The 22,222-nt window shown below is 59.6% G+C and carries 23 protein-coding genes; 13 read left to right on the forward strand and 10 right to left on the reverse strand.

Going from position 1 to position 22,222, the window contains the following annotated elements:
* Nucleotides 1–70 precede the first annotated feature (70 nt).
* Entirely contained in the window at nt 71–1,384 is a 1,314-nt protein-coding gene (locus ACW5W4_RS16170) for a sodium-dependent transporter (protein WP_456690067.1), read from the forward strand.
* Between the two features lie 64 nt (nt 1,385–1,448).
* On the opposite strand, the gene ACW5W4_RS16175 is transcribed toward ACW5W4_RS16170, so the two are convergent.
* Nucleotides 1,449–2,825 (reverse strand): aminotransferase-like domain-containing protein, encoded by a 1,377-nt coding sequence (locus ACW5W4_RS16175; RefSeq protein ID WP_456690068.1) that lies wholly within the window; start codon nt 2,823–2,825, stop codon nt 1,449–1,451.
* Between the two features lie 116 nt (nt 2,826–2,941).
* Here ACW5W4_RS16175 and ACW5W4_RS16180 point away from each other — a divergent pair, with 116 nt between their 5' ends.
* From ACW5W4_RS16180 to putP, 9 genes are all read left to right on the forward strand, one after another.
* On the forward strand, nt 2,942–3,538 hold the full coding sequence (locus ACW5W4_RS16180) for a LysE family translocator (RefSeq protein ID WP_427260798.1): 597 nt from the start codon (nt 2,942–2,944) through the stop codon (nt 3,536–3,538).
* Nucleotides 3,539–3,656: 118 nt separating this feature from the next.
* Nucleotides 3,657–4,247 (forward strand): LysE family translocator, encoded by a 591-nt coding sequence (locus ACW5W4_RS16185; RefSeq protein ID WP_456690069.1) that lies wholly within the window; start codon nt 3,657–3,659, stop codon nt 4,245–4,247.
* A gap of 85 nt (nt 4,248–4,332) precedes the next feature.
* Nucleotides 4,333–5,031: an aspartate/glutamate racemase family protein gene (locus tag ACW5W4_RS16190; RefSeq protein WP_456690070.1), complete on the forward strand. Its 699-nt coding sequence runs from the start codon at nt 4,333–4,335 to the stop codon at nt 5,029–5,031.
* Between the two features lie 228 nt (nt 5,032–5,259).
* Entirely contained in the window at nt 5,260–6,369 is a 1,110-nt protein-coding gene (locus tag ACW5W4_RS16195; protein ID WP_456690071.1) for a 1-acyl-sn-glycerol-3-phosphate acyltransferase, read from the forward strand.
* Nucleotides 6,370–6,663: 294 nt separating this feature from the next.
* Complete coding sequence (locus ACW5W4_RS16200) at nt 6,664–7,131, forward strand: YhcH/YjgK/YiaL family protein (RefSeq protein ID WP_456690072.1); 468 nt, start codon at nt 6,664–6,666, stop codon at nt 7,129–7,131.
* 140 nt (nt 7,132–7,271) lie between these two features.
* Complete coding sequence (locus tag ACW5W4_RS16205; RefSeq protein ID WP_456690073.1) at nt 7,272–8,471, forward strand: acetate kinase; 1,200 nt, start codon at nt 7,272–7,274, stop codon at nt 8,469–8,471.
* Between the two features lie 125 nt (nt 8,472–8,596).
* Nucleotides 8,597–9,871 (forward strand): mechanosensitive ion channel family protein, encoded by a 1,275-nt coding sequence (locus tag ACW5W4_RS16210; protein ID WP_456690074.1) that lies wholly within the window; start codon nt 8,597–8,599, stop codon nt 9,869–9,871.
* 116 nt (nt 9,872–9,987) lie between these two features.
* Nucleotides 9,988–10,908, forward strand: coding sequence for a L,D-transpeptidase family protein (locus ACW5W4_RS16215; RefSeq protein WP_456690075.1), 921 nt, complete (start codon nt 9,988–9,990; stop codon nt 10,906–10,908).
* A gap of 277 nt (nt 10,909–11,185) precedes the next feature.
* The gene (gene putP, locus ACW5W4_RS16220) at nt 11,186–12,682 is read left to right on the forward strand and encodes a sodium/proline symporter PutP (RefSeq protein WP_456690076.1); all 1,497 of its coding nucleotides are present in this window, start codon (nt 11,186–11,188) and stop codon (nt 12,680–12,682) included.
* Nucleotides 12,683–12,728: 46 nt separating this feature from the next.
* Here the strand turns inward: putP and ACW5W4_RS16225 are convergent, their stop codons facing one another.
* The 3 genes from ACW5W4_RS16225 to ACW5W4_RS16235 all read right to left on the reverse strand — a co-directional run bounded on the left by ACW5W4_RS16225 (nt 12,729) and on the right by ACW5W4_RS16235 (nt 15,085).
* Complete coding sequence (locus ACW5W4_RS16225; protein WP_456690077.1) at nt 12,729–13,334, reverse strand: NAD(P)H-dependent oxidoreductase; 606 nt, start codon at nt 13,332–13,334, stop codon at nt 12,729–12,731.
* Nucleotides 13,335–13,388: 54 nt separating this feature from the next.
* Nucleotides 13,389–13,820, reverse strand: a complete 432-nt coding sequence (locus ACW5W4_RS16230; protein WP_456690078.1) for a MerR family transcriptional regulator — start codon at nt 13,818–13,820, stop codon at nt 13,389–13,391.
* A gap of 254 nt (nt 13,821–14,074) precedes the next feature.
* Nucleotides 14,075–15,085, reverse strand: coding sequence for a GlxA family transcriptional regulator (locus tag ACW5W4_RS16235; protein ID WP_456690079.1), 1,011 nt, complete (start codon nt 15,083–15,085; stop codon nt 14,075–14,077).
* 122 nt (nt 15,086–15,207) lie between these two features.
* Here ACW5W4_RS16235 and ACW5W4_RS16240 point away from each other — a divergent pair, with 122 nt between their 5' ends.
* The 3 genes from ACW5W4_RS16240 to ACW5W4_RS16250 all read left to right on the forward strand — a co-directional run bounded on the left by ACW5W4_RS16240 (nt 15,208) and on the right by ACW5W4_RS16250 (nt 17,161).
* Nucleotides 15,208–16,098, forward strand: coding sequence for an MBL fold metallo-hydrolase (locus tag ACW5W4_RS16240; RefSeq protein WP_456690080.1), 891 nt, complete (start codon nt 15,208–15,210; stop codon nt 16,096–16,098).
* Between the two features lie 172 nt (nt 16,099–16,270).
* Complete coding sequence (locus ACW5W4_RS16245) at nt 16,271–16,816, forward strand: cysteine hydrolase family protein (RefSeq protein ID WP_427260788.1); 546 nt, start codon at nt 16,271–16,273, stop codon at nt 16,814–16,816.
* A 180-nt stretch (nt 16,817–16,996) separates the two neighbouring features.
* Entirely contained in the window at nt 16,997–17,161 is a 165-nt protein-coding gene (locus ACW5W4_RS16250) for a zinc-binding dehydrogenase (protein WP_456690081.1), read from the forward strand.
* Nucleotides 17,162–17,299: 138 nt separating this feature from the next.
* Here ACW5W4_RS16250 and ACW5W4_RS16255 read toward each other — a convergent pair whose 3' ends face one another.
* From ACW5W4_RS16255 to ACW5W4_RS16280, 6 genes are all read right to left on the reverse strand, one after another.
* On the reverse strand, nt 17,300–17,746 hold the full coding sequence (locus ACW5W4_RS16255) for a hypothetical protein (protein ID WP_456690082.1): 447 nt from the start codon (nt 17,744–17,746) through the stop codon (nt 17,300–17,302).
* A gap of 135 nt (nt 17,747–17,881) precedes the next feature.
* On the reverse strand, nt 17,882–18,307 hold the full coding sequence (locus tag ACW5W4_RS16260) for an N-acetyltransferase (protein WP_456690083.1): 426 nt from the start codon (nt 18,305–18,307) through the stop codon (nt 17,882–17,884).
* Nucleotides 18,308–18,421: 114 nt separating this feature from the next.
* Nucleotides 18,422–19,246 (reverse strand): hypothetical protein, encoded by an 825-nt coding sequence (locus ACW5W4_RS16265; protein ID WP_456690084.1) that lies wholly within the window; start codon nt 19,244–19,246, stop codon nt 18,422–18,424.
* Between the two features lie 103 nt (nt 19,247–19,349).
* Nucleotides 19,350–19,595, reverse strand: a complete 246-nt coding sequence (locus ACW5W4_RS16270) for a hypothetical protein (RefSeq protein ID WP_456690085.1) — start codon at nt 19,593–19,595, stop codon at nt 19,350–19,352.
* A 205-nt stretch (nt 19,596–19,800) separates the two neighbouring features.
* The gene (locus ACW5W4_RS16275; protein ID WP_456690086.1) at nt 19,801–20,868 is read right to left on the reverse strand and encodes a DUF6414 family protein; all 1,068 of its coding nucleotides are present in this window, start codon (nt 20,866–20,868) and stop codon (nt 19,801–19,803) included.
* A gap of 577 nt (nt 20,869–21,445) precedes the next feature.
* A complete protein-coding gene (locus ACW5W4_RS16280; protein ID WP_456690087.1) occupies nt 21,446–22,039 on the reverse strand; it encodes an MliC family protein in 594 nt (197 codons plus the stop codon).
* Nucleotides 22,040–22,222: the final 183 nt, after the last annotated feature.

Raw genomic sequence — 22,222 nt, forward strand, 5'->3', positions numbered from 1 at the left:
GGTCGCCGCGAGGCGGCCCTTTTCGTGCGTCCATCATGGAGTCAATCATGTTGTCCTCAAGGGAGTTGGTATGAGCCAGGTGCAGTGGTCTTCTCGTCTCGGTCATGTGCTGGCCGCCGCCGGCACGGCGATCGGCCTCGGTGCCATCTGGAAGTTTCCGTATGTGACCGCCACCAATGGCGGTGGCGCCTTCCTGCTGCTGTTTCTGCTGTTCAGCTTCACCCTGGGGGTGGCGGTGCTGGTGGGGGAGACCCTGCTCGGCAGCCAGAGCCAGCGCGGGGTGCTCGGGGCCTTCAAGAGGCTGGTGGGGCCTAATTGGCGCTGGATGGGCTACATGGGCATTCTGTGCGGCTTTTGCATCTACAGCTTCTACAGCGTGGTGGGGGGCTGGACCCTGGGCTACGTGGGCTTCGCCGCCATGGGGCGCCTCAACCTGAGCCAGGGGGATGCCCTGACCGCCCTCTTCACCGGCTATGTGAGCGACCCCTGGTGGCCAGCCCTGACCCATCTGCTGTTCGCGGGCCTGACCTGGTGGTTCGTGCAGGGGGGGATCCAGAAGGGGGTGGAGCGGGCGCTGCGCTGGATGATGCCCGCCCTGTTCGTCATGATGCTGCTGCTGGTGGGGGTGGGGCTCTCCCTGCCGGGCGCCATGGCCGGGGTGCGTCAGCTGCTGCTGCCGGACTTCAGTCAGCTGAGCGGCCAGAGCGTGCTCGATGCCCTGGGGCTGGCCTTCTTCTCCCTCTCCATCGGTCTTGGGGTGCACACCACCTATGGCGCCTACCTGCCCAGCAGCCAGGGCGTGCTGCGCTCCGGGGTCTGGGTGGTGACGCTGGCGAGCCTGATCTCGGTGCTGGCGGGGCTGATGATCTTCCCGGCTCTGGCCTCGACCGGCATAGATCCGAGCGCGGGCCCCGGCCTCACCTTCATGACCATGCCCGCCGTGTTCAACCAGCTCCCCTTCGGCCAGGGGCTGGCCCTGATCTTCTTCCTGCTGCTGGTGGTGGCGGCGCTCTCCTCCTCCATCTCCATGCTGGAACACCTGGTGCGCTTCGCCTGCGAGGAGTGGGGCTGGTCGCGCCGTGGCGCCTGCCGGGTGCTGACCCTGCTCATCATGGCGACCGGGGTGCCGGTCAGCCTCTCCTTCGGGATCTGGTCCGAGGCGACCCTGTTTGGCAAGACCCTGTTCGAGCTGCTCGACTACCTTACCTCCAACCTGATGATGCCGCTGTTCGGCCTGGTGCTGACCCTGCTGCTGGGCTGGCGCCTGGGGGACAAGATGCTGCCGCAAGGGGCGCCGCCCCTGGCCCGTTTTGCCCTGCTCTGGTGCTGGCGGCTGGTGGCGCCGCTGCTCATCGCCAGCATCTTGCTGCGGGGCATCGGCTGACAGGCGAGGCAGGACGAAAAAGGGTTGGCCCATGGCCAACCCTTTTTTCATCGACCCGCGGCCGTTACAGCAGGGGATTGGTGGGGGGGGAGCCGCGCAGCAAGCCGGCCAGCCGCTCCAGCCCCTCGGCGACGCGGGCGTCGGTGGCGGGTTGGCTCAGGCTCAGCCGTACCCCTTGCGGGGCGGCGAACTGGCCGGCGGCGAAGTGCTCTCCGCTCGCCACCCCCACCCCCTGGGCGTTGGCGGCCTCGGCGAACTCCTGGCTGCGCCAGGGCTCGGGCAGCGGCAGCCAGGCGTGCATGGAGCCTTCCTGCCAGCGGGCCCCGGGCAGCAGGTGGCGCAGCAGCTCGCCGCGCCGGGTCAGGATCCGCCGCTGCTGCTCCACCAGCGGCATGATCTGGTGCTGGCTCACCAGCTTGCAGGCCAGCTCGATCAGGAGCGGGCTCACCATCCAGCTCGACAGCCGCATCGCCTGGGCGAAGGCGTTGCGCAGGGGAGAGGGCGCCAGCACGAAGCCGACCCGCAGGCCGCCGCAGGCGATCTTGGCCAGGCTGCCGAGGTAGATGACCCGCTCCGGCGCCAGGTTCACCAGGGGCGCCACCGGGGTGCTGGGCAGCAGGCCGTTGACGTCATCTTCGATGATCAGCAGATCGTGGCGGCGGGCGATGGCGACGACGGCCTCGCGCCTGCCCTGGCTCATGGTGGCCGTGGTGGGGTTTTGCAAGGTGGGGGTGAGGTAGATCAGCTTGGCGCGGCGGCTGCGGCAGGCCGCCTCCAGGGCATCGGGGATCAGCCCCTCCTCGTCCATCGCCAGCCCCACCACCTGATTCTTCAGCTGGCGGGCATTGCCCAGCATGCCGGGATAGCTGAGCCCCTCGCACAGTAGCGTCTCCCCCACGCAGCCGGTCGCCATCAGGGAGAGCATGATGCCGTGCTGGGCGCCATGGCTGAACAGCAGGCGATCCTCGCTCCCTGCCACCCCCTGTTCGGCCAGCCAGTTGATGAACAGCTGGCGCTGGCCGGGCTGGCCCGCCTCCTTGTCATAGCCGAGCAGGGCATTGAGGTCCCCGTCCGCCACCTCGGTCAGCATGGGGCGAATGATGGCGGCCCTGTCCAGCTGTACCGGCAGGTTCTGCCACAACTCGATGCGGTGCCCCTCCTCCTTGCGGATCACCCACTCGTTGGCGGGATCCGTGCCCGCCCCCTTGACCCAGGTGCCGTGACCCACCTTGGCGGCCAGCAGGCCGCGCCGCTCCGCCTCGCCATAGGCGCGGGTGATGGTGCCGACGGTGACCCCCAGCCTGTCTGCCAGCGCCCGCATGGTCGGCAGCCGGGTGAGGGGAGGCAGGGCGCCGTCGTCGATGGCCTGCTCGATGGCCTTGACCAGCTTGAGGTAGAGGGGGCCATCGAAGGGGGTGAGGTCCGGGGTCCAGATTGTCATGGTGACAATAAATCCATTGATCCAAAGTTGTGGCCAATATAGCGTGAAATCTCCCACAACGACAATCAAGAATGGCACATTGTATCGATACAATGTGACAAGGAAGGAGTCACAAGATGACGATCGAATGGTATGCCACCCTGTTTGGTTTCGCCCTGCTCACCTGCGGCACTCCGGGCCCCAACAATCTCATGTTGACGGCGTCCGGCGCCAACTTCGGGGTGCGCCGCACGGTGCCGCACCTGGTCGGGGTGACGGCGGGCCAGCCGGTGTTGCAGCTGGTGCTGGCGCTGGGCTTTTATCCCATGTTCGAGCGCTGGCCCCTGCTCAAGCTGAGCCTGCAGGTGCTGGGCAGCCTCTATCTGCTCTGGCTGGCCTGGCGCATCGCCGTGGCCGGTGCCCCCGGCGATCCGGCGAGGCGCTCGCGCCCGCTGACCCTGCTGGAGGGGCTGGGCTTTCAATTCCTCAACCCCAAGGCCTGGATGATGGGGATCTCCGCCATCAGCCTGTTCAGCCTGCCGGGCAGCGACTACTGGCCGAGCATGGGGGGCATCATGGCCGTCTTCCCCATGGCCGGGCTGCCGGTCTGCTTCGCCTGGGCCTTGTTCGGCCATCAGCTCAGCCGCTGGATCAACTCGGATCGGGGCTGGCGCCGTCTCAATGGCAGCCTGGGGGCGCTCACCGCCCTGTGTGTGGTGATGCTCTGGTATTAATGACTGCCTGATTATTCATGCAAAGAAAATGCATTGCCGGCCTTGTCGTCACGGCACAGGCTCTGCATATTAGGAGGCTTGCCGCATCGTTGGCGCCCTGTATTACCAAGAGGTTGAGATGGATCTGAACTGGTTGCTTCCCCTGGCGGGCTTTGCCCTCATCACCTGTGGCACGCCGGGCCCCAACAACATGCTGCTCACCAGCGCCGGGGCCGCCCAGGGCTTTCGCCGCTCCCTGCCCCTGCTGGTGGGGGTGGTGGGGGGGATCAATCTGATGATCCTGGCCACGGCGCTGGGGCTCGGGGTGATGTTCGAGCAGGTGCCGCTGCTGCACGACGGCCTCAAGCTGGCGGGCTCGGCCTACCTGCTCTGGCTGGCCTGGAAGGTGGCCAACGCCAGCGGCCCGGCCGAGGGCAACCGGCCTCTGATCCCGGCCCATCAGGGGGCCCTGTTGCAGCTGCTCAACCCCAAGGCGTGGATGATGGCCCTCTCCGCCATCAGCGGCTTCACCCTGGCGGGGGAGGGCTACTGGCCCTCCGCCAGCTGGGTGCTCGGCATCTTCTTCGTGACCGGCCTCTACACCGGCGCCTTTTGGGTACTGTTCGGCGCCCAGGTGCGCCGCCTCATCCGCACCGCCAGGGGCTGGCGTCGCTTCAATCTTGGCATGGGGCTGGCCACGGCCGCCTGCGTGCTGATGATCTGGATTTAGGTGCCTGCACCTTGCCGTCTGTCTTGTTGGCCCTGCGGGGCCTTTTTTGTCCGCGGGGCTCAGTGCCCGCAATAAAGGAGGGGTTATGAAATGTATCGGTCTGCTGGGGGGCATGAGCTGGGAGTCCACCGTCAGCTACTATCAGGCCCTCAACCGGGGTGTGCGGGCAGAGCTTGGCGGCCTACACTCGGCGCGGGTGCTGCTCAATAGCGTGGATTTTGCCGAGATAGAGCGGCTGCAACACGCCGGTGACTGGCCCGCCACCGCGCGCCTGCTGGCCAGCGAGGCGCGCAAGCTGCAAGCCGGTGGTGCCCAGTGCCTGCTGATCGCCACCAACACCATGCACAAGGTGGCCCCCGAGATTGCCGCCGCCATCGACATTCCGCTCATCCATATCGCCGATGCCACCGCCCGCCGCCTGCAAGCCGACGGGGTGACCCGGGTGGGCTTGCTCGGCACCCGCTTCACCATGGAGCAGGATTTTTACAAGGGGCGCCTGGAGGCGGGATTCGGGCTGGAGGTGCTGGTACCCGGCGACGCCGCGCGGGAGCGGGTGCATCGCATCATCTATGACGAACTCTGTCTCGGGCAGATCCGCGAGCCGTCCCGGGCCGAGTACCTGGCCATCATCGCCGATCTGGCCGCGGCGGGGGCGCAAGCCGTGATCCTCGGCTGCACCGAGATAGCGCTGCTGCTGGGGGACGCCAGCGCCGCCGTGCCCCTCTATGACACCACCGCCATCCACGCCGAGGCGGCGGTGGCCTGGTCCCTGGCCCGGGCGTGAGGCGCCTTGCCTGCCTGGAGCCCTGAACTGAGTGACAGCCATGCTCGATCCGGCCCGGGGCGCCGTTATCGATTGGGCCTCTTTTTCGCCTCATCCCTGCTCTCTTGATGCTGGTCAGATCTCATATCGACCGTTGTGGCATAGTCCTCGGGGTAAAAGCGTGTAAAATTGCGCCCTGAATTTTGGCCGACCCGTCGGCCAGCCTCTCTCTCAAGCAAGGCAGACCCGGTGACAGAAGTAGACAGATTCGCAGACATTCGCCCCTATCACGACGATGAAGTTCCCGCCGCCATCGAGCGCCTCATCCAGGACGACGAGTTTATCGGCGCCATCGCCAAGTACCGTTTCGGTGCCCTGATGAGCGTGTTCGGCTGGGCGCTGCGCCCGCTGATCCGTTACTTCCTGCGCAGAAAATGGCGCCATGTGACCACTGTGCACCAGGTGCAGATGGGGGTGACCCGCTACATGTCCCGCATGATTGCCACCTCCACCAAGGGGGTGACCTTCTCCGGCATCGAGCAGCTCCAGCAGGGCCAGGGCTACCTGTTTGTCTCCAACCACAGGGACATCGCCATGGATCCCGCCTTCGTCAACTGGGGGCTGCATACCCACGGCTTCGAGACGGTGCGCATCGCCATCGGCGACAACCTGCTGCGCAAACCCTGCGCCACCGAGCTGATGAAGCTCAACAAGAGCTTCATCGTCAAGCGCTCCGCCAAGGGGCCGCGGGAGATGATGAAGGCGCTGGGCGAGCTGTCTGCCTACATAGGCCAGTCGGTGCACCAGGGGCACTCCATCTGGATCGCCCAGCGGGAAGGGCGCGCCAAGGACGGGGATGACAAGACGGATCCCGCCATCCTCAAGATGTTCTACGTGGACGGCAAGAAGCAGAAGATCCCGTTCGCCGACTACATGCGCAGCCTCAACATAGTGCCGGTGAGCATCAGCTACGAGCTGGATCCCACCGACAAGGCCAAGGCGCGGGAGCTCTACGAGAAGTCGGTCAACGGCAGCTACGAGAAGGGCGAGTTCGAGGATATCGAGAGCATAGTGGCCGGCATCGTCGGCCAGAAGGGGCGGGTCCACGTGGCCTTCGGCGCCCCCATCCGCGACGGCTTCGAGGATCCCGACCAGCTGGCGGCGCTGATCGACAAGGCGGTCTGGGGCAACTATCGCCTCTTCCCCGGCAACTATCTGGCGGCGGATGTGCCCGATCGGGCCAACACCCTGGAGCAGGCGGCGTTCCTGACCCGCCAGTCCGAGGTGCCCGAGGAGCACAAGGCCATCTGGCGCGCCATGTATGCCAAGCCGGTGGAGAACGCCGGCAAGGTGCGCTGATTCAGCGCGGGATGAAAAAACGGGAGCTCAGGCTCCCGTTTTTGCGCCCGGTCAAAGTGCGATGTCCCCCCCTGGTGAATAATATTGTTTCAGATGGTACGTTTCCTCATCGCCTGATCTCCCATGCCTTGGCAAGGGCCCGCAGAGTGTGTAACAGTGTGGGCCCGGCCGCTGTTGCAGGCCGTGAGCAAACTGCTTGCAAGGAGTGCAGGCAGTCATGACAAGGACCCTTTGCGGTCCTTTTTCGTTTGTGGACAAAGATGCTGACCAGATGCAGCAAAAGGAGTGACGGCCATGATCACCGGCAATCTCGAGACCCTGGATCGTACCCCCTTGCCCGCCCCGTTGGCGCGCATCATGAAAGAGGTGGTGATCAGCGTCGACCACTGGCTGGCCGCGCCCCTTGGCAAGGCGAACGTCGATGGCCTGCGCCTGTTCACCCTGGTGAGCGAAGAGATGACGGAGCCCGCCCGCGATCGCCGCGGCGAGTTCCATGAGCAATACCTCGACATCCAGCTGCTGCTGCGCGGCCGGGAGTGGATCGGGGTGGGGCCCCATCAATATCGGCAGGAGGGGGCGAGTCACCCCTATCCGGATCTCTGGTTTGTCGACCATGAACAGACCAGCTACCTGGCGTTGCAGCCGGGGGATTTCGCCATCTTCTGGCCCGGCGAGCTGCACCGCCCGCTCTGTACCCCGGACGAACCCGGCGCCGTCAGGAAGCTGGTGGTCAAGGTACACAGGGATCTGCTGCTGCCCTAGCGGGGCCCCGGCATCCCGGCAAAGGAATCAAAGACTTGGTCGCCAGAGGCGGCCATACGCCCCCGGCAGGGGAAATCCCATCCCTCGCGGATGACACCATACTGTCCGGCGTGACGCCGGCCCACAGGAAGATGTAGAACATGAGCAAGTTGGTACTGATCCTTAACTGCGGTAGCTCTTCCCTGAAATTTGCCGTCATGGATGCCACAACGGGTGAGGACATGCTGTCCGGCCTGGCCGAATGCTTCAATCTGGATGATGCCCGCATCAAATGGAAACTCCACGGGGTCAAGGGGGAGGCCATGCTGGGCGCGGGTGCCGCTCACCAGGCCGCCCTCGACCATATCGTGGGCCAGATCCTGCCCCAGGATCCCGCCCTGGCCGAGCAGCTGGTGGCCATCGGCCATCGCATCGTCCACGGTGGCGAGCAGTTCTCCCGCTCGGTGCGCATCGATGAGACGGTGATCGCCGGCATCGAGGCCGCCATTCCGTTCGCCCCCCTGCACAACCCGGCCCACCTCATCGGCATTCGCGCCGCCTTGAAGGTGTTCCCGGCCCTGGCCGACAAGAACGTGGCCGTGTTCGATACCGCCTTCCACCAGACCCTGCCCGAGGAGGCCTATCTCTACGCGCTGCCCTATCCCCTCTACAAGGAGCACGGCATCCGTCGCTACGGCGCCCACGGCACCTCCCACCGCTTCATCGCCGAAGAGACCGCAAAGGCGCTGGGCAAGCCGTTGAATGAACTCAACATCATCAACTGCCACCTGGGCAACGGCGCCTCCGTCTGCGCCATCAGAAATGGCGAGTCCGTCGACACCTCCATGGGGCTGACCCCGCTGGAAGGGCTGGCCATGGGCACCCGCAGCGGCGACATAGACCCCGCCGTGGTCTTCTTCATGCACGATCAGCTGGGCTACGAGGTGGACGAGATCAACCGTGTGCTGACCCGCGAATCCGGCCTGCTGGGCATGACAGAGGCGAGCAGCGATTGCCGCTATGTCACGTCCAACTACGCCACCGACGCCGGTGCCAAACGGGCGCTGGATGTCTTCACCTATCGGGTTGCCAAGTATGTGGGCGCTTACGCCGCCGCCCTGGATGGCCGCCTGGACGCCCTGGTGTTCACCGGCGGCATCGGCGAGAACGCCGCCATGGTGCGGGAGATGGTGCTGGCACGACTGGCCCTGCTTGGCTTCAAGGTCGACAAGGAAGCCAACAATGCCGCCGTGCTCGGTGGCGAGGGCCCCATCACGGCAGAGGGCAGCCGCCTGGCCCTGGTGATGCCCACCAACGAAGAGCTGGTGATCGCCCGCGACGCCCTGGCCCTGGTGGGCTGAGACGCCCCCGCCTGATACGCAGCGCCGGCCCTGGGCGGGCGCTGTCGTTTGAGCACTGGGCGGGTTTGACATATGACGGCAGATCCGTAGTCTGACCGACTCGTTGCATGAGAGGAGCTGAAGCCATGAGAGAGGCATTTTTCGCCTGGTTGACCGGGCAGGGGGTGGAGGTGACCAGCCTGATGGCGCTGGTGATCGCCATCGGATTCATCCTGCTCACCTCTCTGGTGCTGCACCTGGTGTTGCACCGCTATGTGCTGGTGGCCCTGACCCGGCAGCTGGGGCGCTGGTTGCAGGTCTGGCTGCCGCCCCAGTTGCAGCAGAAGATGTTCAACCGCTTCGCCTTCGCCCTGCAGGGTGCCGTGTTGCTGGCCCAGGCCGAGATCTGGCTGGCGGGCTACAGCGAGAGCCTGCACCTGATCGAGACGGTGGCCCAGCTCTGGATCCTGCTGTTCCTGCTGCTGGCCAGCTTCTGCGTGCTCGATTGCGTGCTCTTCATCAGCCGCCGCGCCCCCGTGGGCAAGACGCTGCCCCTGCGGGGCATCTTCCAGGGGGTCAAGCTGATGGGCAGCATCCTGGTCGGCATAGTGATGCTGGCCCTGCTGATGGGCAAGTCCCCCATCATACTGTTCAGCGGCCTGGGGGCCATGACGGCGGTGCTGATGCTGGTGTTCAAGGATCCCATCCTCGGCCTGGTGGCGGGGATCCAGCTCTCCGCCAACAGCATGCTCAACGTCGGCGACTGGTTGCAGATGGACAAGTATGGCGCCGATGGCGAGGTGACCGACATCGGCCTCACCACGGTCAAGGTCTCCAACTGGGACAAGACCATCACCACCATCCCCACCTATGCCCTCATCTCCGACTCCTTCAAGAACTGGCAGGGGATGACGGAGGCGGGGGGGCGCCGCATCAAGCGCAGCATCAACATCGACATGACCAGCGTCCGCTTCCTGACGGTGGACGAGCAGCGGCAGCTCAAGCAGGCGCAGTTGCTGGCGCCCTATCTGAGCCGCAAGGAGCAGGAGCTGAGCGCCTACAACCAGCAGCAGAGCGACGCCATCAGCTGCCCCATCAATGGCCGTCACCTCACCAACCTCGGCACCTTTCGCGCCTACCTGCAGGCCTACCTGCAGGCCCATCCCGCCATTCGCAAGGACATGACGCTGATGGTGCGCCAGTTGGCGCCCACTTCCGACGGCATCCCGCTGGAGATCTACTGCTTCACCTCGACCACGGCCTGGGCCGAGTACGAGGGGATCCAGGCCGACATCTTCGATCACCTGTTTGCGGTGATTGGCGCCTTCTTCCTGCGGCTGCACCAGACACCGACCGGTTACGATCTGCGCGGGTTGCAGGGATCCCTGCCGGTGCGCGAGCACTTGCGCGAGCGCGCCTGAGACGCCGTGGATTTGCCAGTTGAACTTTTAGCCGCCGCGAAGAAGAATAGCGGGCCGTTTAAGGCGGTCGGCGCGGCCCGTGCCCGCCGGGGTTCAGTCATCATCACAGGACATTTATGAACAGCCTTCGTTTCTCCCTGGCCAGCCTGCTGCTTGGCCTGATCGTCACCAGCGCGCCGAGTTGGGCCCTGGAATACCCGCTGCCGGCGGCCAACAGCCGACTGGTGGGCGAAAACGTCCAATATCAGGTGCCCGAGGGCAAGGGTACCCTGGAAGATATCGCCGCCAAGTATCAGCTCGGCCTCACCAACCTGATGGAGGCCAATCCCGGGGTGGATCCCTTCCTGCCGCGCCCCGGCAGCACCCTGACCATTCCCCATCAGCTGATCCTGCCGGATGCGCCCCGGGAGGGCATCGTCATCAACGTGGCCGAGATGCGCCTCTATTACTATCCCAAGGGGCAGCAGGTGGTGGAAGTGCTGCCTATCGGCATCGGCCAGCTCGGCACCGACACCCCGGAAGACTGGGTCACCAGCGTGCAGCGCAAGAGGGCCAACCCGACCTGGACCCCCACCGCCAAGGTGCACAAGGAGTACGCGGCGCGCGGCGAGACCCTGCCCGCGGTCTGGCCGGCCGGGCCGGACAACCCCATGGGGCTGTTTGCGCTCTATATCGGCAACCTTTATGCCATCCATGGCACCAATGCCAACTTCGGCATCGGCCTGCGGGTGAGCCACGGCTGCGTGCGGCTGCGCAACGACGACATCGAGTACCTGTTCAACAAGGTACCGGTCGGCACCCGGGTCCAGTTCGTCAACCAGCCCATCAAGGCCAGCGTCGAGCCGGACGGCCGCCGTTACCTGGAGGTGCACCAGCCCCTGTCGCGCACCGAGGAGGAGATGGCCTCCAAGGTCCCGGCCCCGCTGCCCATGACCCAGGCCATCACCCGCTTCCTGGCCCACGCCGACAGCGACTCCCAGCGGGTCAAGCAGGCGTTGGAGCAGCGCACCGGCATGCCTTTGGCCATCAATCGTTGAGGCGAATACGGGACTTCGCCCTGCAGGGGATCCGGCTGCCATGAGCCGGCCTCTCCCCAGCCCCTGCCACGGCGGGGGCTTTTTGCTGTGAGTCGCAGCACAATATCTGGTTTTGAAACCCCTGACTGGTCAGTTAATTAGATGAAAAACGTTTTCCAACTGTTTTTTAATTGTTAAAAACAGTTGAGAAGAGGGGATCGGCTGATTAAGCTAGGGCGTTTTTTTAAGGAGGGTTCGTCCATAGAACGGGCCCCTGAGTCACATAAGGGAGTATTGCATGACAGCTAGCACGCCTATGTTAATCACCTTCTTGGTGTACATATTGGGCATGGTGCTGATCGGTTTCATCGCCTATCGCGCCACCAAGAACTTCGATGACTACATCCTCGGCGGTCGCCGCATGGGGAGCTGGGTCACTGCCCTCTCCGCCGGTGCCTCCGACATGAGCGGCTGGCTCTTGATGGGCCTGCCTGGCGCCGTCTACCTCGGCGGCATCTCGGAAGGCTGGATCGCCATCGGCCTCATCATCGGCGCCTACTTCAACTGGCGTCTGGTGGCCGGTCGTCTGCGGATCCACACCGAGCGCAACAACAACGCCCTGACCCTGCCGGACTACTTCACCTACCGCTTCGAGGACAAGAGCCGGGTGCTGCGCATCCTCTCCGCCCTGGTGATCCTGCTGTTCTTCACCATCTACTGCGCCTCCGGCGTGGTGGCCGGTGCCCGCCTGTTCGAGAGCACCTTTGGCATCGACTATGACACCGCCCTCTGGATCGGCGCCGCCGCCACCATCACCTACACCTTCTTCGGCGGCTTCCTCGCGGTGAGCTGGACCGATACGGTGCAGGCGACCCTGATGATCTTCGCCCTGATCCTGACCCCGGTGTTTGTCATCATCGCCGTCGGTGGCGTCGACAGCGCCATGGTGGAGATTGCGGCCAACAACGCCAGCCATCTGGACATGTTCAGGAACCTGGACGTGATCGCCATCGTCTCCCTGATGGCCTGGGGTCTGGGCTACTTCGGCCAGCCCCACATCCTGGCCCGCTTCATGGCGGCCGGATCCCACCAGACCATGGTCAACGCCCGTCGCATCAGCATGACCTGGATGGTGCTCTGCCTCGGCGGCGCCGTCGGCGTCGGCTTCTTCGGCCTCTCCTACTTCGCCAGCTTCCCCGAGCAGGCAGCCGGCGTGAGCGCCAACCCGGAGCGGGTCTTCATCGAGCTCTCCAAGATCCTGTTCAACCCCTGGATAGCCGGTGTGCTGCTCTCCGCCATCCTGGCCGCCGTCATGAGTACCTTGAGCTGCCAGCTGCTGGTTTGCTCCAGCGCCATCACCGAGGATCTCTACAAGCCCTTCCTGCGCAAGAACGCCAGCCAGACCGAACTGGTCTGGGTCGGCCGCGCCATGGTGCTGCTGATCGCCGTCGTGGCCATCCTGGTGGCACGGGATCCGGACAACCGGGTGCTGGGTCTGGTGAGCTACGCCTGGGCCGGCTTCGGTGCCGCCTTCGGCCCCCTGGTCATCTTCTCCGTGCTCTGGCCGCGCATGACCCGCAATGGCGCCCTGGCGGGCATGCTGGTCGGTGCCGTTACCGTCATCGTCTGGAAACAGTTCGGCTGGCTGGGCCTGTATGAAATCATCCCGGGCTTCGTGTTCGCCAGCATCGCCATCCTGGTGTTCAGCCTGCTGGACAAGGCGCCTTCCCGTGCCATGAGCCAGCGTTTCGCCGATGCCGAGCAGGAGTATCGCGCTCCCGTGACGGCCGCCTAAACGCCCTCGCCTGATACAAGAAGCCCCGCATCGCGGGGCTTCTTTTTTATCTGCGCTGGCGCGCCAGTCTGCGCACATCGGCGTGGGCCGCGGCGCAGGCCCTGGCCAGCCAGCGGGTGCGCATCTTCTCGCTGGCGGTGTGGACAGGCCCCAGGTGCTGCTGGTGGCTGAGCCTGATGCCGCACAAGCCCAGCACGGGTTTGCCAAGGGTGCGACCTATGGGATCCCCCAGCCACCAGCGGTAGTACCAGGGCGGGCTGTCCATGGTGAGCAGCAGGCGCGCCGTCTTGCCGGCGAGCAGCTGCTCCGGGTGTGCCTTGCCCGCCTGATAGCGGAAGGCAAACCCGGGCAGCAGGGCTCTGTCGAGCAACCCCTTGAGCCGGGCGGGCAGGCTGCCCCACCAGACGGGGGAGACGATCACCAGATGGCTGGCCGCCTTGAGGCTCTGCTGCAATGCCAGCAGATCCGCCTCGAGCGGCGGCATCTGATCATAGCCATGGCGCAAGTCCGGCTCGAAGGACAGCTCGCCGATATGGAGCAGGGTGACCCGGGCGCCGCTGGCCTCGGCGCTGCGGGCATATTCGCGGGCCAGGGCATGGCAGAGGCTGTCGGGTTTGGGGTTGCCGTTGATGACAAGCAGGTTGGGGGTCATGGTATGGCTCCTTGAGGTGAACCGCCATTACACCCCTTGTCCCATGGGACAGAGTCAAGCCACCTTGTGCGCCCGTTCCGCAAGTCCTTGTTCGAGCGGTGAGGGGGGCTCGACCTGGACCGGGGCGCCATAGCGGCAGGGGTGCTGCGCCAGCAGGGCGGCGCACTGGCTCAGGCCCTGGTGCTGGCGTTGCAGCCTGGCCATCTCTGCCTCTATCTGCGCCAGCTTGCCTGCCACCAGCTGCTCCACCGCCTGCCAGGGAAACTCGGCGAGACGGGTGAGGCCCGCCAGCAAGGGAACCAGCTCGCTCAACTTGCAACCGAGCCGCTGGGCCTCGCGAATGAAGGCGACCCACTCCAGATCCTCGGCCCGGTAGACGCGATACTTGCCGCGCCGCCTGGGCTCGGGCAGCAACCCGAGCTGCTCGTAGAGGCGGATGGCCTTGGGTGTGGTGCCCGCCAGCCGGGCAAATTCGCCGATATACATGCTGCTGCTCGCAAAGGTGGTGTGAAAGGAGCCCACTATAGGCCAGCGGCAGGGGGGAATGCATCCCCGAGGGGGGGCACGCCATCGGCGCAGTGCACTGAGAGGGGACCCCCGTTTACCGAGCAAGCCATGATCGGGTCTGCTATCAAGACGGTGGCCAGCTTCTCTCTTCGACTTGAAGCCGGGGCGGGGAGGCGACGGACAGAGAGAGGGCAAGGCTATCGTTCGGCGCATATCCAGGCGGGGGAGTATGCCTATGTTGGCGACCCGGTTGAACGCTCCGGGCCTTGCGCCTTCGCATCCGGGCTCATCTTGCGAAAGAACATCCGCCGATAGTCAGAGGGGGACGTGCCCAGCTGGGCGCTGAATTGCTGCCTCAACGACAAGGGGGTCCCGAAACCGGCTTCACCCGCGATGCATTCAATCGGCAAATCCGTCGTTTCCAACAGCTCCTGTGCTCTGACAACTCGCTCGGCATTCAACCACTGGGTGACCGTACTGCCGGTGGCGTCGCGAAACCGTCGAGTAAAGGTGCGCCTGCTCATCTTTGCCCTTTCAGCCAGCAGATCCAGCGACAGATCGCTGGCCAGATTCTGCCTCGCCCATGTCAGCACATCGGACAGATGGGTCTCGGTAGCGAGCCGGGGGACGGAGTGTTCAACATACTGTGCTTGTCCCCCCTGCCGATGTGGAGGGGTCACCAGCAGCTTCGCGGTGCGATTTGCCGTGTCAGCGCCGTATCGTTGCAGCACCAGATGCAGGCAACAGTCAATCGCGGCCAGGGTTCCCGCAGAGGTCACTATGTTGTCGCTACTGGCGTAGAGCACCTCGGGCCGAAAACGGGCCTTCGGAAACCGTTGAGCAAAAATATCGCGTGCGAGCCAATGGGTGGTCGCCTCCCTCTCATCCAGCAAACCGGCATCGCCGAGCACGAACGCGCCCAGGCATAACCCCACGATCAGCTTGCCTTGGGCATTGGCGCATCGAAGGGCGTCCACCAGTTGCGTTGATGCCACGGCCGCGGGATCACTCCAGGCCGGAACGATGATGACATCGGCTTCCTCCATGAGCTCAAGCCCGTGCGTGACGGCGATGGCGATGCCCTGATCGCTCTCTATCATGCCCGGCACTTCAGCACAGTAGCTGACCTCGTATTGCGGCTCATGCTGCGTGGTTTGGACGGTGCCGAAGACGAGCCCTGGCACGGAGAGATGAAACAGGCTCACCCCCTCGAAGGCGAGCACGGCAACCCGTATGACGGACATGGATTAGATCCTGCTTGAGTATCGATGGCCCAATTCTATCGAAAGTTGTCATTTTGGCCACTTTTTAACGCATGGGGATTGAGCAAAAATGACCTCCTCGACACATCAACAGGACCCATCACATGAAATTCAACGCTCTTCCCCTCGTACTCGCCATGTCGTTTGGCGCCGTCACTGCCCCTGTGTTTGCAGCAGACAGCGACGTTCAGGCTTCCACTTCAACCCATAAAGTTGAGATGCAGCAGGTTCGTAATGCGACCGTGAAAATCACTTACGCAGACACAACCTTCCTGATCGATCCGATGCTGGCTAAAAAGGCCACTTACCCCGGGTTTGAAGGCACCTATCGCAGCCACCTTCGCAATCCGCTGGTGGAATTACCCGCATCGGCAGAGAGCATCCTCTCGGGTGTTGATGCGGTCATCGTTACTCATACCCACCTTGACCACTGGGACGATGCGGCACAACAAGCCTTGCCTAAAGACATTCCGCTGTTTGCGCAGCATGAGGCTGATGCGCAGCTTATCCGCTCGCAAGGCTTCAAGAACGTACGCGTACTGACTGACGAAGCCGAGTTCGGCGGCGTAAAAATCACCAAAACCGGTGGCCAGCATGGCACAGACAAAATGTATGCCGATCCCGTTCCCGCAAAACTGCTTGGTGAAGCCATGGGCGTCGTTTTTCAAGCGAAGGGCTACAAGACCCTCTATTTGGCCGGTGACACCATCTGGCGCAAAGAAGTAGACCAGGCCATTGAGACATATGAGCCCGAGGTGATCGTCCTCAACGCCGGGAAAGCAAAAATGATCGGGTACGACGGTGCAATCATCATGGGCGAGGAAGACGTGCTGCGGGCGTCACAGGCTGCGAAAAACGCGAAAATTGTCGCGGTGCACATGGATGCAGTCAATCACATGTCCTTGACCCGTGAAGAGCTGCGGGCCTACGTCAAGAAGCAGGGGATCGAGCGCCGCGTCGATATCCCGGAAGACGGTGCCTCGCTGGCGTTCTGATGTCAATCACATGGTACCGAATGACGTCGCCAGTGATGATCCACAAAGGATCCGGTGCTCGGTTGAGCAGTGGGTTATTTAATAACCCACTGCTGCACACCCAATGTGAAGCGCCAGCGAACGCCTGCGCCTTCACACAACGCCACTTTGATAATTTGACTGGAGCATGTTTATGAAACCAGGTCTTGTCGTCGTTGATCTGCAAAACGAGTATCTGCCGACGGGCAAATTGCCCTTGTCCGGCATCGAAGCCGCTGTCGCGAATGCTGGCCGAGTCATCGCCCATGCTCGCAATAGCGATATGCCCGTCTTTCACATTCGGCACGAAGCCGATGGCCAGGATGCCAGGCTATTTCTCAAGGGCTCCGACGGCGCCCGGATCCAGTCTGCGGTCGCCCCGGAAGGCAATGAAGCCGTCATCGTCAAGAAACACATCAACGCCTTTCGAGAAACCGACCTCAAGCAGCAGCTGGATGCGTTCAATGTTCAAGAGATCGTCGTCATGGGTGCAATGAGCCATATGTGTGTTGACGCTGTAGTGCGTGCGGCGGTGGACATGGGTTATCCGGTGACAGTGCTGCATGACGCCTGCGCCACCCTGGATCTCTCGTTTGGTGGCGTGACCGTGCCTGCCGCTCATACCCATGCGGCAATGATGGCCGCGTTTGAATTTGGCTACGCTACCGTCAAGTCTGTGGAGGAGTATCTCTTTGCATAAATACGGGGCGATGTATTTATCTGACATCAATATTGGGACTCCCACCATGCCCGGCTAGGTTGCTATCGAGATGGTGGGTGTCCCAGGGTTTCCTCGCCCCGGTGGAACAGTGGTTTCTACTTTGGACGACGTCGCAGCCGAATACTGGGACGCCAACCAAGTCACGTTTAAACGTATGTGGTGCAACCCAACGCCGACGACTTGGCCATCATTGCCAACATGATTGACCAAGGCCAAGTAAAGGTACGACTCGACCGCGTCTACACACTTGCACAAGCCAGCGATGCCTTAGCGCGCAGCGAAGCGCAACTTGCCGTGGGCAAGATCGTCATTGAAATGATTTAACTGGATGACTGACAGTGACTGACAGAGGACACCCACCTTGCCAGGCAAGCCTGCTATGGAGGAGGTGGGTGTCCCAGATATTCCAGATATTTGGTGGAGGCCACGCTGTTTGTGGCCGGAGCGAAATTAAGCAACTTGTTAGGCATTTTTTGTACCTAAAACTGACCACTGCTGCCATGAGCCCAGAGCAAACAGGCCGCCAATAACCAAACATATACCAGAACTAATTAACCAAAACGTCAGGCTGTTTTCTGGGAACATGGGCATTAACCCAATGAATGAAACGCCGCGAAGTAAAAATATGCTGGCAATGAGGATTAGCGCTAATTTTGTAAGTGGTAAACGTTTTATTACACCCGCTCCGGACAGGCCGTAAAGCGCCCAAACCAGAAGTACCAAGACAATAACAGAGGTAACGATTGTCGGATACCAAAGCCCTTGCTCTGCCATTCGTGCCATCTGCTCACCTGCACCAAAGACACGATACCACTCGCCTCCGAAAAAAATACAGCCAAGATGAGCAAGTGCGGCAGCAAAGCAACATATTGCCGCAGCCAACAGATACTTATTACTCGCAGAATGCATTATTCCTCCCTGAATGCCTAACGCCCGCTTAAGAGGCTGCCAACGCTACTACCAACTTACCGCATTACACTGTAATCACAAAAACCAACGCATAATAAAAATGCCACGCGTTGGCTGTCCCTCTTGAGGCGTTTGTTATGTGCCCGTACTCATTGTGTACTCTAAATGGCCTGTATGTTCATCAACTTGCTCACTAATTACATTAAAACCTTGAGACAGATAAAACTGGTAACTCGCCTGATTTTCTTTGTACACAGAAAGAGTAAGCATAACTCTTTGCGATTTTGCATGGTTCAGCAATTGCTTACCAATACCTTTACCTTGTAAATCAGGCTCTACAAATATCGCTGCTAGATTACTTTCATACAATGCGTAAAAACCAACAACTTTAGAATCTATTTCATAAGCGCATATCTCTGAAGCTGGAAGGTAAATATTGCGCATGTTATCAACTTGGGATTTCCAAAATTCAGCCGAGACAAAATCGTGAGCTTTCATCGAAGCAGTCAACCAGATTTCAAGAATCGAATCTAAGTCATTATCGTTGTATTTTCTTATCATTTTTCACTCTACGATAGCTAAATTTATCGGGGCAACATAACGCCTCAATAACCGGCGCAGCGTTGCTGCGTCCGGCGCCGCAGGCGCGAAGTTGATTGACTTGTTAGGCATTTTTCAATCATCTTTGTCAGCGTGATACCTACCTGAGCAGTAATAACATCGAGCTTCAACGCCACCATCGTCCAGCGGCCAATAATCCAGGTTTTCCTGTGTTGTATGAACTCCACATATGTCACAGGTACCCGGCAATTCGTCGCTTTCCTCGTTTTCGCAGAATGTGCAACGATATCCAGTGCCAGAATTTTCATTGACCACTAACGTAAAGTGACCACAGTCTGGACAATCTAGGCGTACAGGATCTGCATCAGGATCAGAGGAGTAATCTATTGGATTTGCCTCCTCGACTTCATCGGCCTCTTTAACAGCGGTACGAATAGAAAATTCATATTCGTCCGATAGAACTTTAAAGGTTTCTTTTGTGTGTACTGGAATATGGCTTTCGATATCTAATTCAGTATGGTCGTCCAAAAATTCCATGACGGATCGAAAGAGTCGGCCGATAGTGCTTCTAACTTGCGAAACATCCATTGTGAATTTATGGTGCTCGATCTCATTCCTGAGCTTTTTTATCCACTCTAAATCCTTTCTTAACTCTGGCGATACAGCTTCTGGATCTTCATTGTTAATGAAGTTAATACACTCCCATAACCCGATGGTTTTATTCCGATCGAGCTTTTGTGAGAATGGATCTTTGTAGATTAGAAGTGGGTGCTTTGATGCTATGTGATGCTTAAATATTAGTTCGAGAAAATGAGCAAGATGAAGAACGGCAAATTTGTATGCCTTATGCTCTCCTTCCTCGCCTTCTTCGAATTTCGAAAGCGCCTCGGACAAGCTATCTAACGCATTTTCTAAAAGATTTAGTTCATGTATCGACATATACGCGTCCTGATGCCATAACATTTTATTTATGGGGCGCGCGTGCTTTTTGCGCGTCCCAGTGAGCGAAGCGAACGACTTAAACATATTTGTTATGCGCTTTTTATTCTTGCCATGCCCAGATGGCCACAACATTTCCGGTGTAACCCAGTTCTATATTGTTGAATGTCACACCCTCGCAGGTTAAATATTCTTTTTTGATTTCTTTTAGTGTCTTACTGAAGTGCGCAATAGCTTGAGAGACAAATGAGGCTGTATAGTAGTGCTGCCCTGCACCAGCCCCTATTGTTGGATTACCTGTGGCCGTGCCGTACTCGCTTTGAATCACATTCCATAAATTTGGAAACATTGTCTCAACGGCAATGCAAATTTGATATGCGGAAATAAACCGTGTATCTGCATCTTGTAGTATCTGGATCAGTTCTTTCTTGGCATCAATAAATTTTATAGTTCACCTGAGATAGTTTGGTTTGATTGGCATAACGCCGCGCTAAGCGGACTAAAATAGTGGGTTAAAATGTGAAGCGAAGCGAAGCGAAACGTAACCCACTGTTTTAGTTCCGTTTAAGCGCTTTGTTAGGCTTGATCGCTCGATAGACTGCAATAGGTTGAACCATGATTCTAGGATACCTACATGTTCTAATCATTTCTTCTAGACCATCAAACCCTCGAAAAACACCACGGAACCCATTTTCAAATGATTGGGCTTCATTACCTTCTTCGCCAAGCTCCTCATCACCAAATTCTTTCATTGGATCGAAGGAATCGCCTTCCTTCTTCGGTATTGATGTAATAACACCTAATATAGTAACTTTTATTGTTGGTTTCGAGCCAAAAAGGTAATGAACTGACTCAGTATTATCATCAAGGAAAAATTTTCTTTTCACATTTGACATTACATGAAATTTTTTCAAATCTTCAAATGGATATACGCGAATATTAAATACATCGGGTAGAAACACTCGAACCCATGTTTTCAAACCATCTATGATCCAATCATCAACGTTTCCTATTGATTTCGAGTTTAATAGCGCGTTGAAATTGTTTTCAAAATATATTAATTCATTCTTCTTTTTAGTCTTTGCTGTGCCATTTTTCATCTTTTTGATGTCTTCTTTTAAGACACCTACTTGTTCGATAATCGCTTTCAATTCTTCTGTATCTGTTAAATTCGATTTGATACTGTTATTTACAAAAGCAGTAATATCCTCGTAGTTATCTGCGATTCGAGTAATTCGTTCATAATCCTCTAAAACAACATGACCTTCAACTTTAATACATAGAGCACTTTCAAATATTTTGGTGGCTTCACCTGATTCGATTGCTTCTTTTGAAACATCAACACCAATTTCAGCTGCATAGCCATTTTTAAAAAGTTCATTTTCGAGTTCATTGTATATGTCGTGATGACTCACTCGAACTTCTTTCAAAACTTGAGATTCTGATTCAGTGCCACCGGCTTCATGCTTGAATATTTTAAAGTCGTAATTTCTTAAATTTTTACTATTTTCACTAGACGTTGAAGATGCTTCGACAGATTGAACTATCCCCCCAGACAACTGGCTATACAATGAACTTACCTTCTCCATATCAAGGTACATAAAATCTTTGATTTCTTTCATCACATTTCCTAATTGTAAAAAAACGATGCTTCAATAAAAGCCTAACAGTGATTAGATGGAGGGCGGTACTAACACATTAATACCGCCTTCTATCTAATTCCGCTTCACCCTGATTTAGGGCACTATAACTAACATTATAAATCAATAGCTTACTCACCTGCTTCTGACGCAGACTGTATTCCCTTGACCTCTTCTTTTGCGCAACCATTACGACTGTATAGAAAAGCAGTGTGACCTTGGCGGTGGCAAACGCCGGCATGGCTACCGCACTGGATTTCAGCCTCCAGTCTGCTGCGCATTACCTGCGGGTGGGTTGGCATGGCTCATGGGGAGACTCCGACGAGGCGTGTGTTGCCAATTGGCTATATTAACGGCCCGCCAGCGAAGGGAAAGGGGGAAATGGCGAATTGCCGGACAGGATCAACAAATGAGTGGCTGCCCATAAGGGATGGCGCCCGGGTTGGAGGAGGGGAAGTGGAAGTGGAAAGGGGGCCTGGCGGCCGCTTGTTGGTGACCCCTTCGCAGCCCCCCCTTACTGGCTTCAACAGAGACGCCCGGCGCCTGGCCGGGCAGGGGATCAGTTGCCCGGGATCTCCTTGCAGTTGAGGGTGGGCTCCCCATAGCGCTCCAGCCTGGCGTCGCTCCCCTTGGTGAAGAGGGTGAGGTTTTGCCCCTCGTAGCGGGCGCCGCTGGCGCTGGGGGTTTCATAGGCGAGCACCTGCTGCTGGTTGTCCCCCTCGCTCAGGTTGACCATGGCGGCGGGCAGCTTGGCCTCGTTGTAGAAGTAGGTGGAGAGGGTGACATTGTTGGCGCACTGGTAGTCCACCGGGCTTGGCACCCTCAGCTGACCGCCTTTTATCTGCAACTCGGTGATCCGCCGCTGGTAGCTCTCCTCCACGCACTGGCGCAAGTCGCCCGCCTTCCAGCAGTCGTTGCGACCCTTGATCCAGCCGCGCTGGATGGCACGCTCGATCTTCTGCTGCTCGGGGGAGAACGCGGCAATCGCCTTGGGATAGAGGGCCGACAGCTCGTTATCCAGCGTCGCCAGCCCGGCATCCTGGCAGATGAGGGTTTCGGCGCCGCCTTTCGCCTTGGCGCAATCGAAGGAAGGGGTGGCCGCAGCGGCCAGCAGGGGAGAAAACAGCAGGGTGCCAAGCAAGATCTTGTTCATCGTCAGGCTCCAACAGTGGGGGTGATACCCAGTAACCAGAGCTCACTTTACAACGCACGCGACAACACAAGCTAGAACGCACTCTAGCACGCACTTCACAGCACAATGACGACGCCGGGGGCCCCCCGGGGGTTTTTTGGGGGACGGGGGCCGGGGGGGGGGGGGGGGGGGGTGGGCAAGGGG

Source organism: Aeromonas crassostreae, assembly GCF_054052445.1.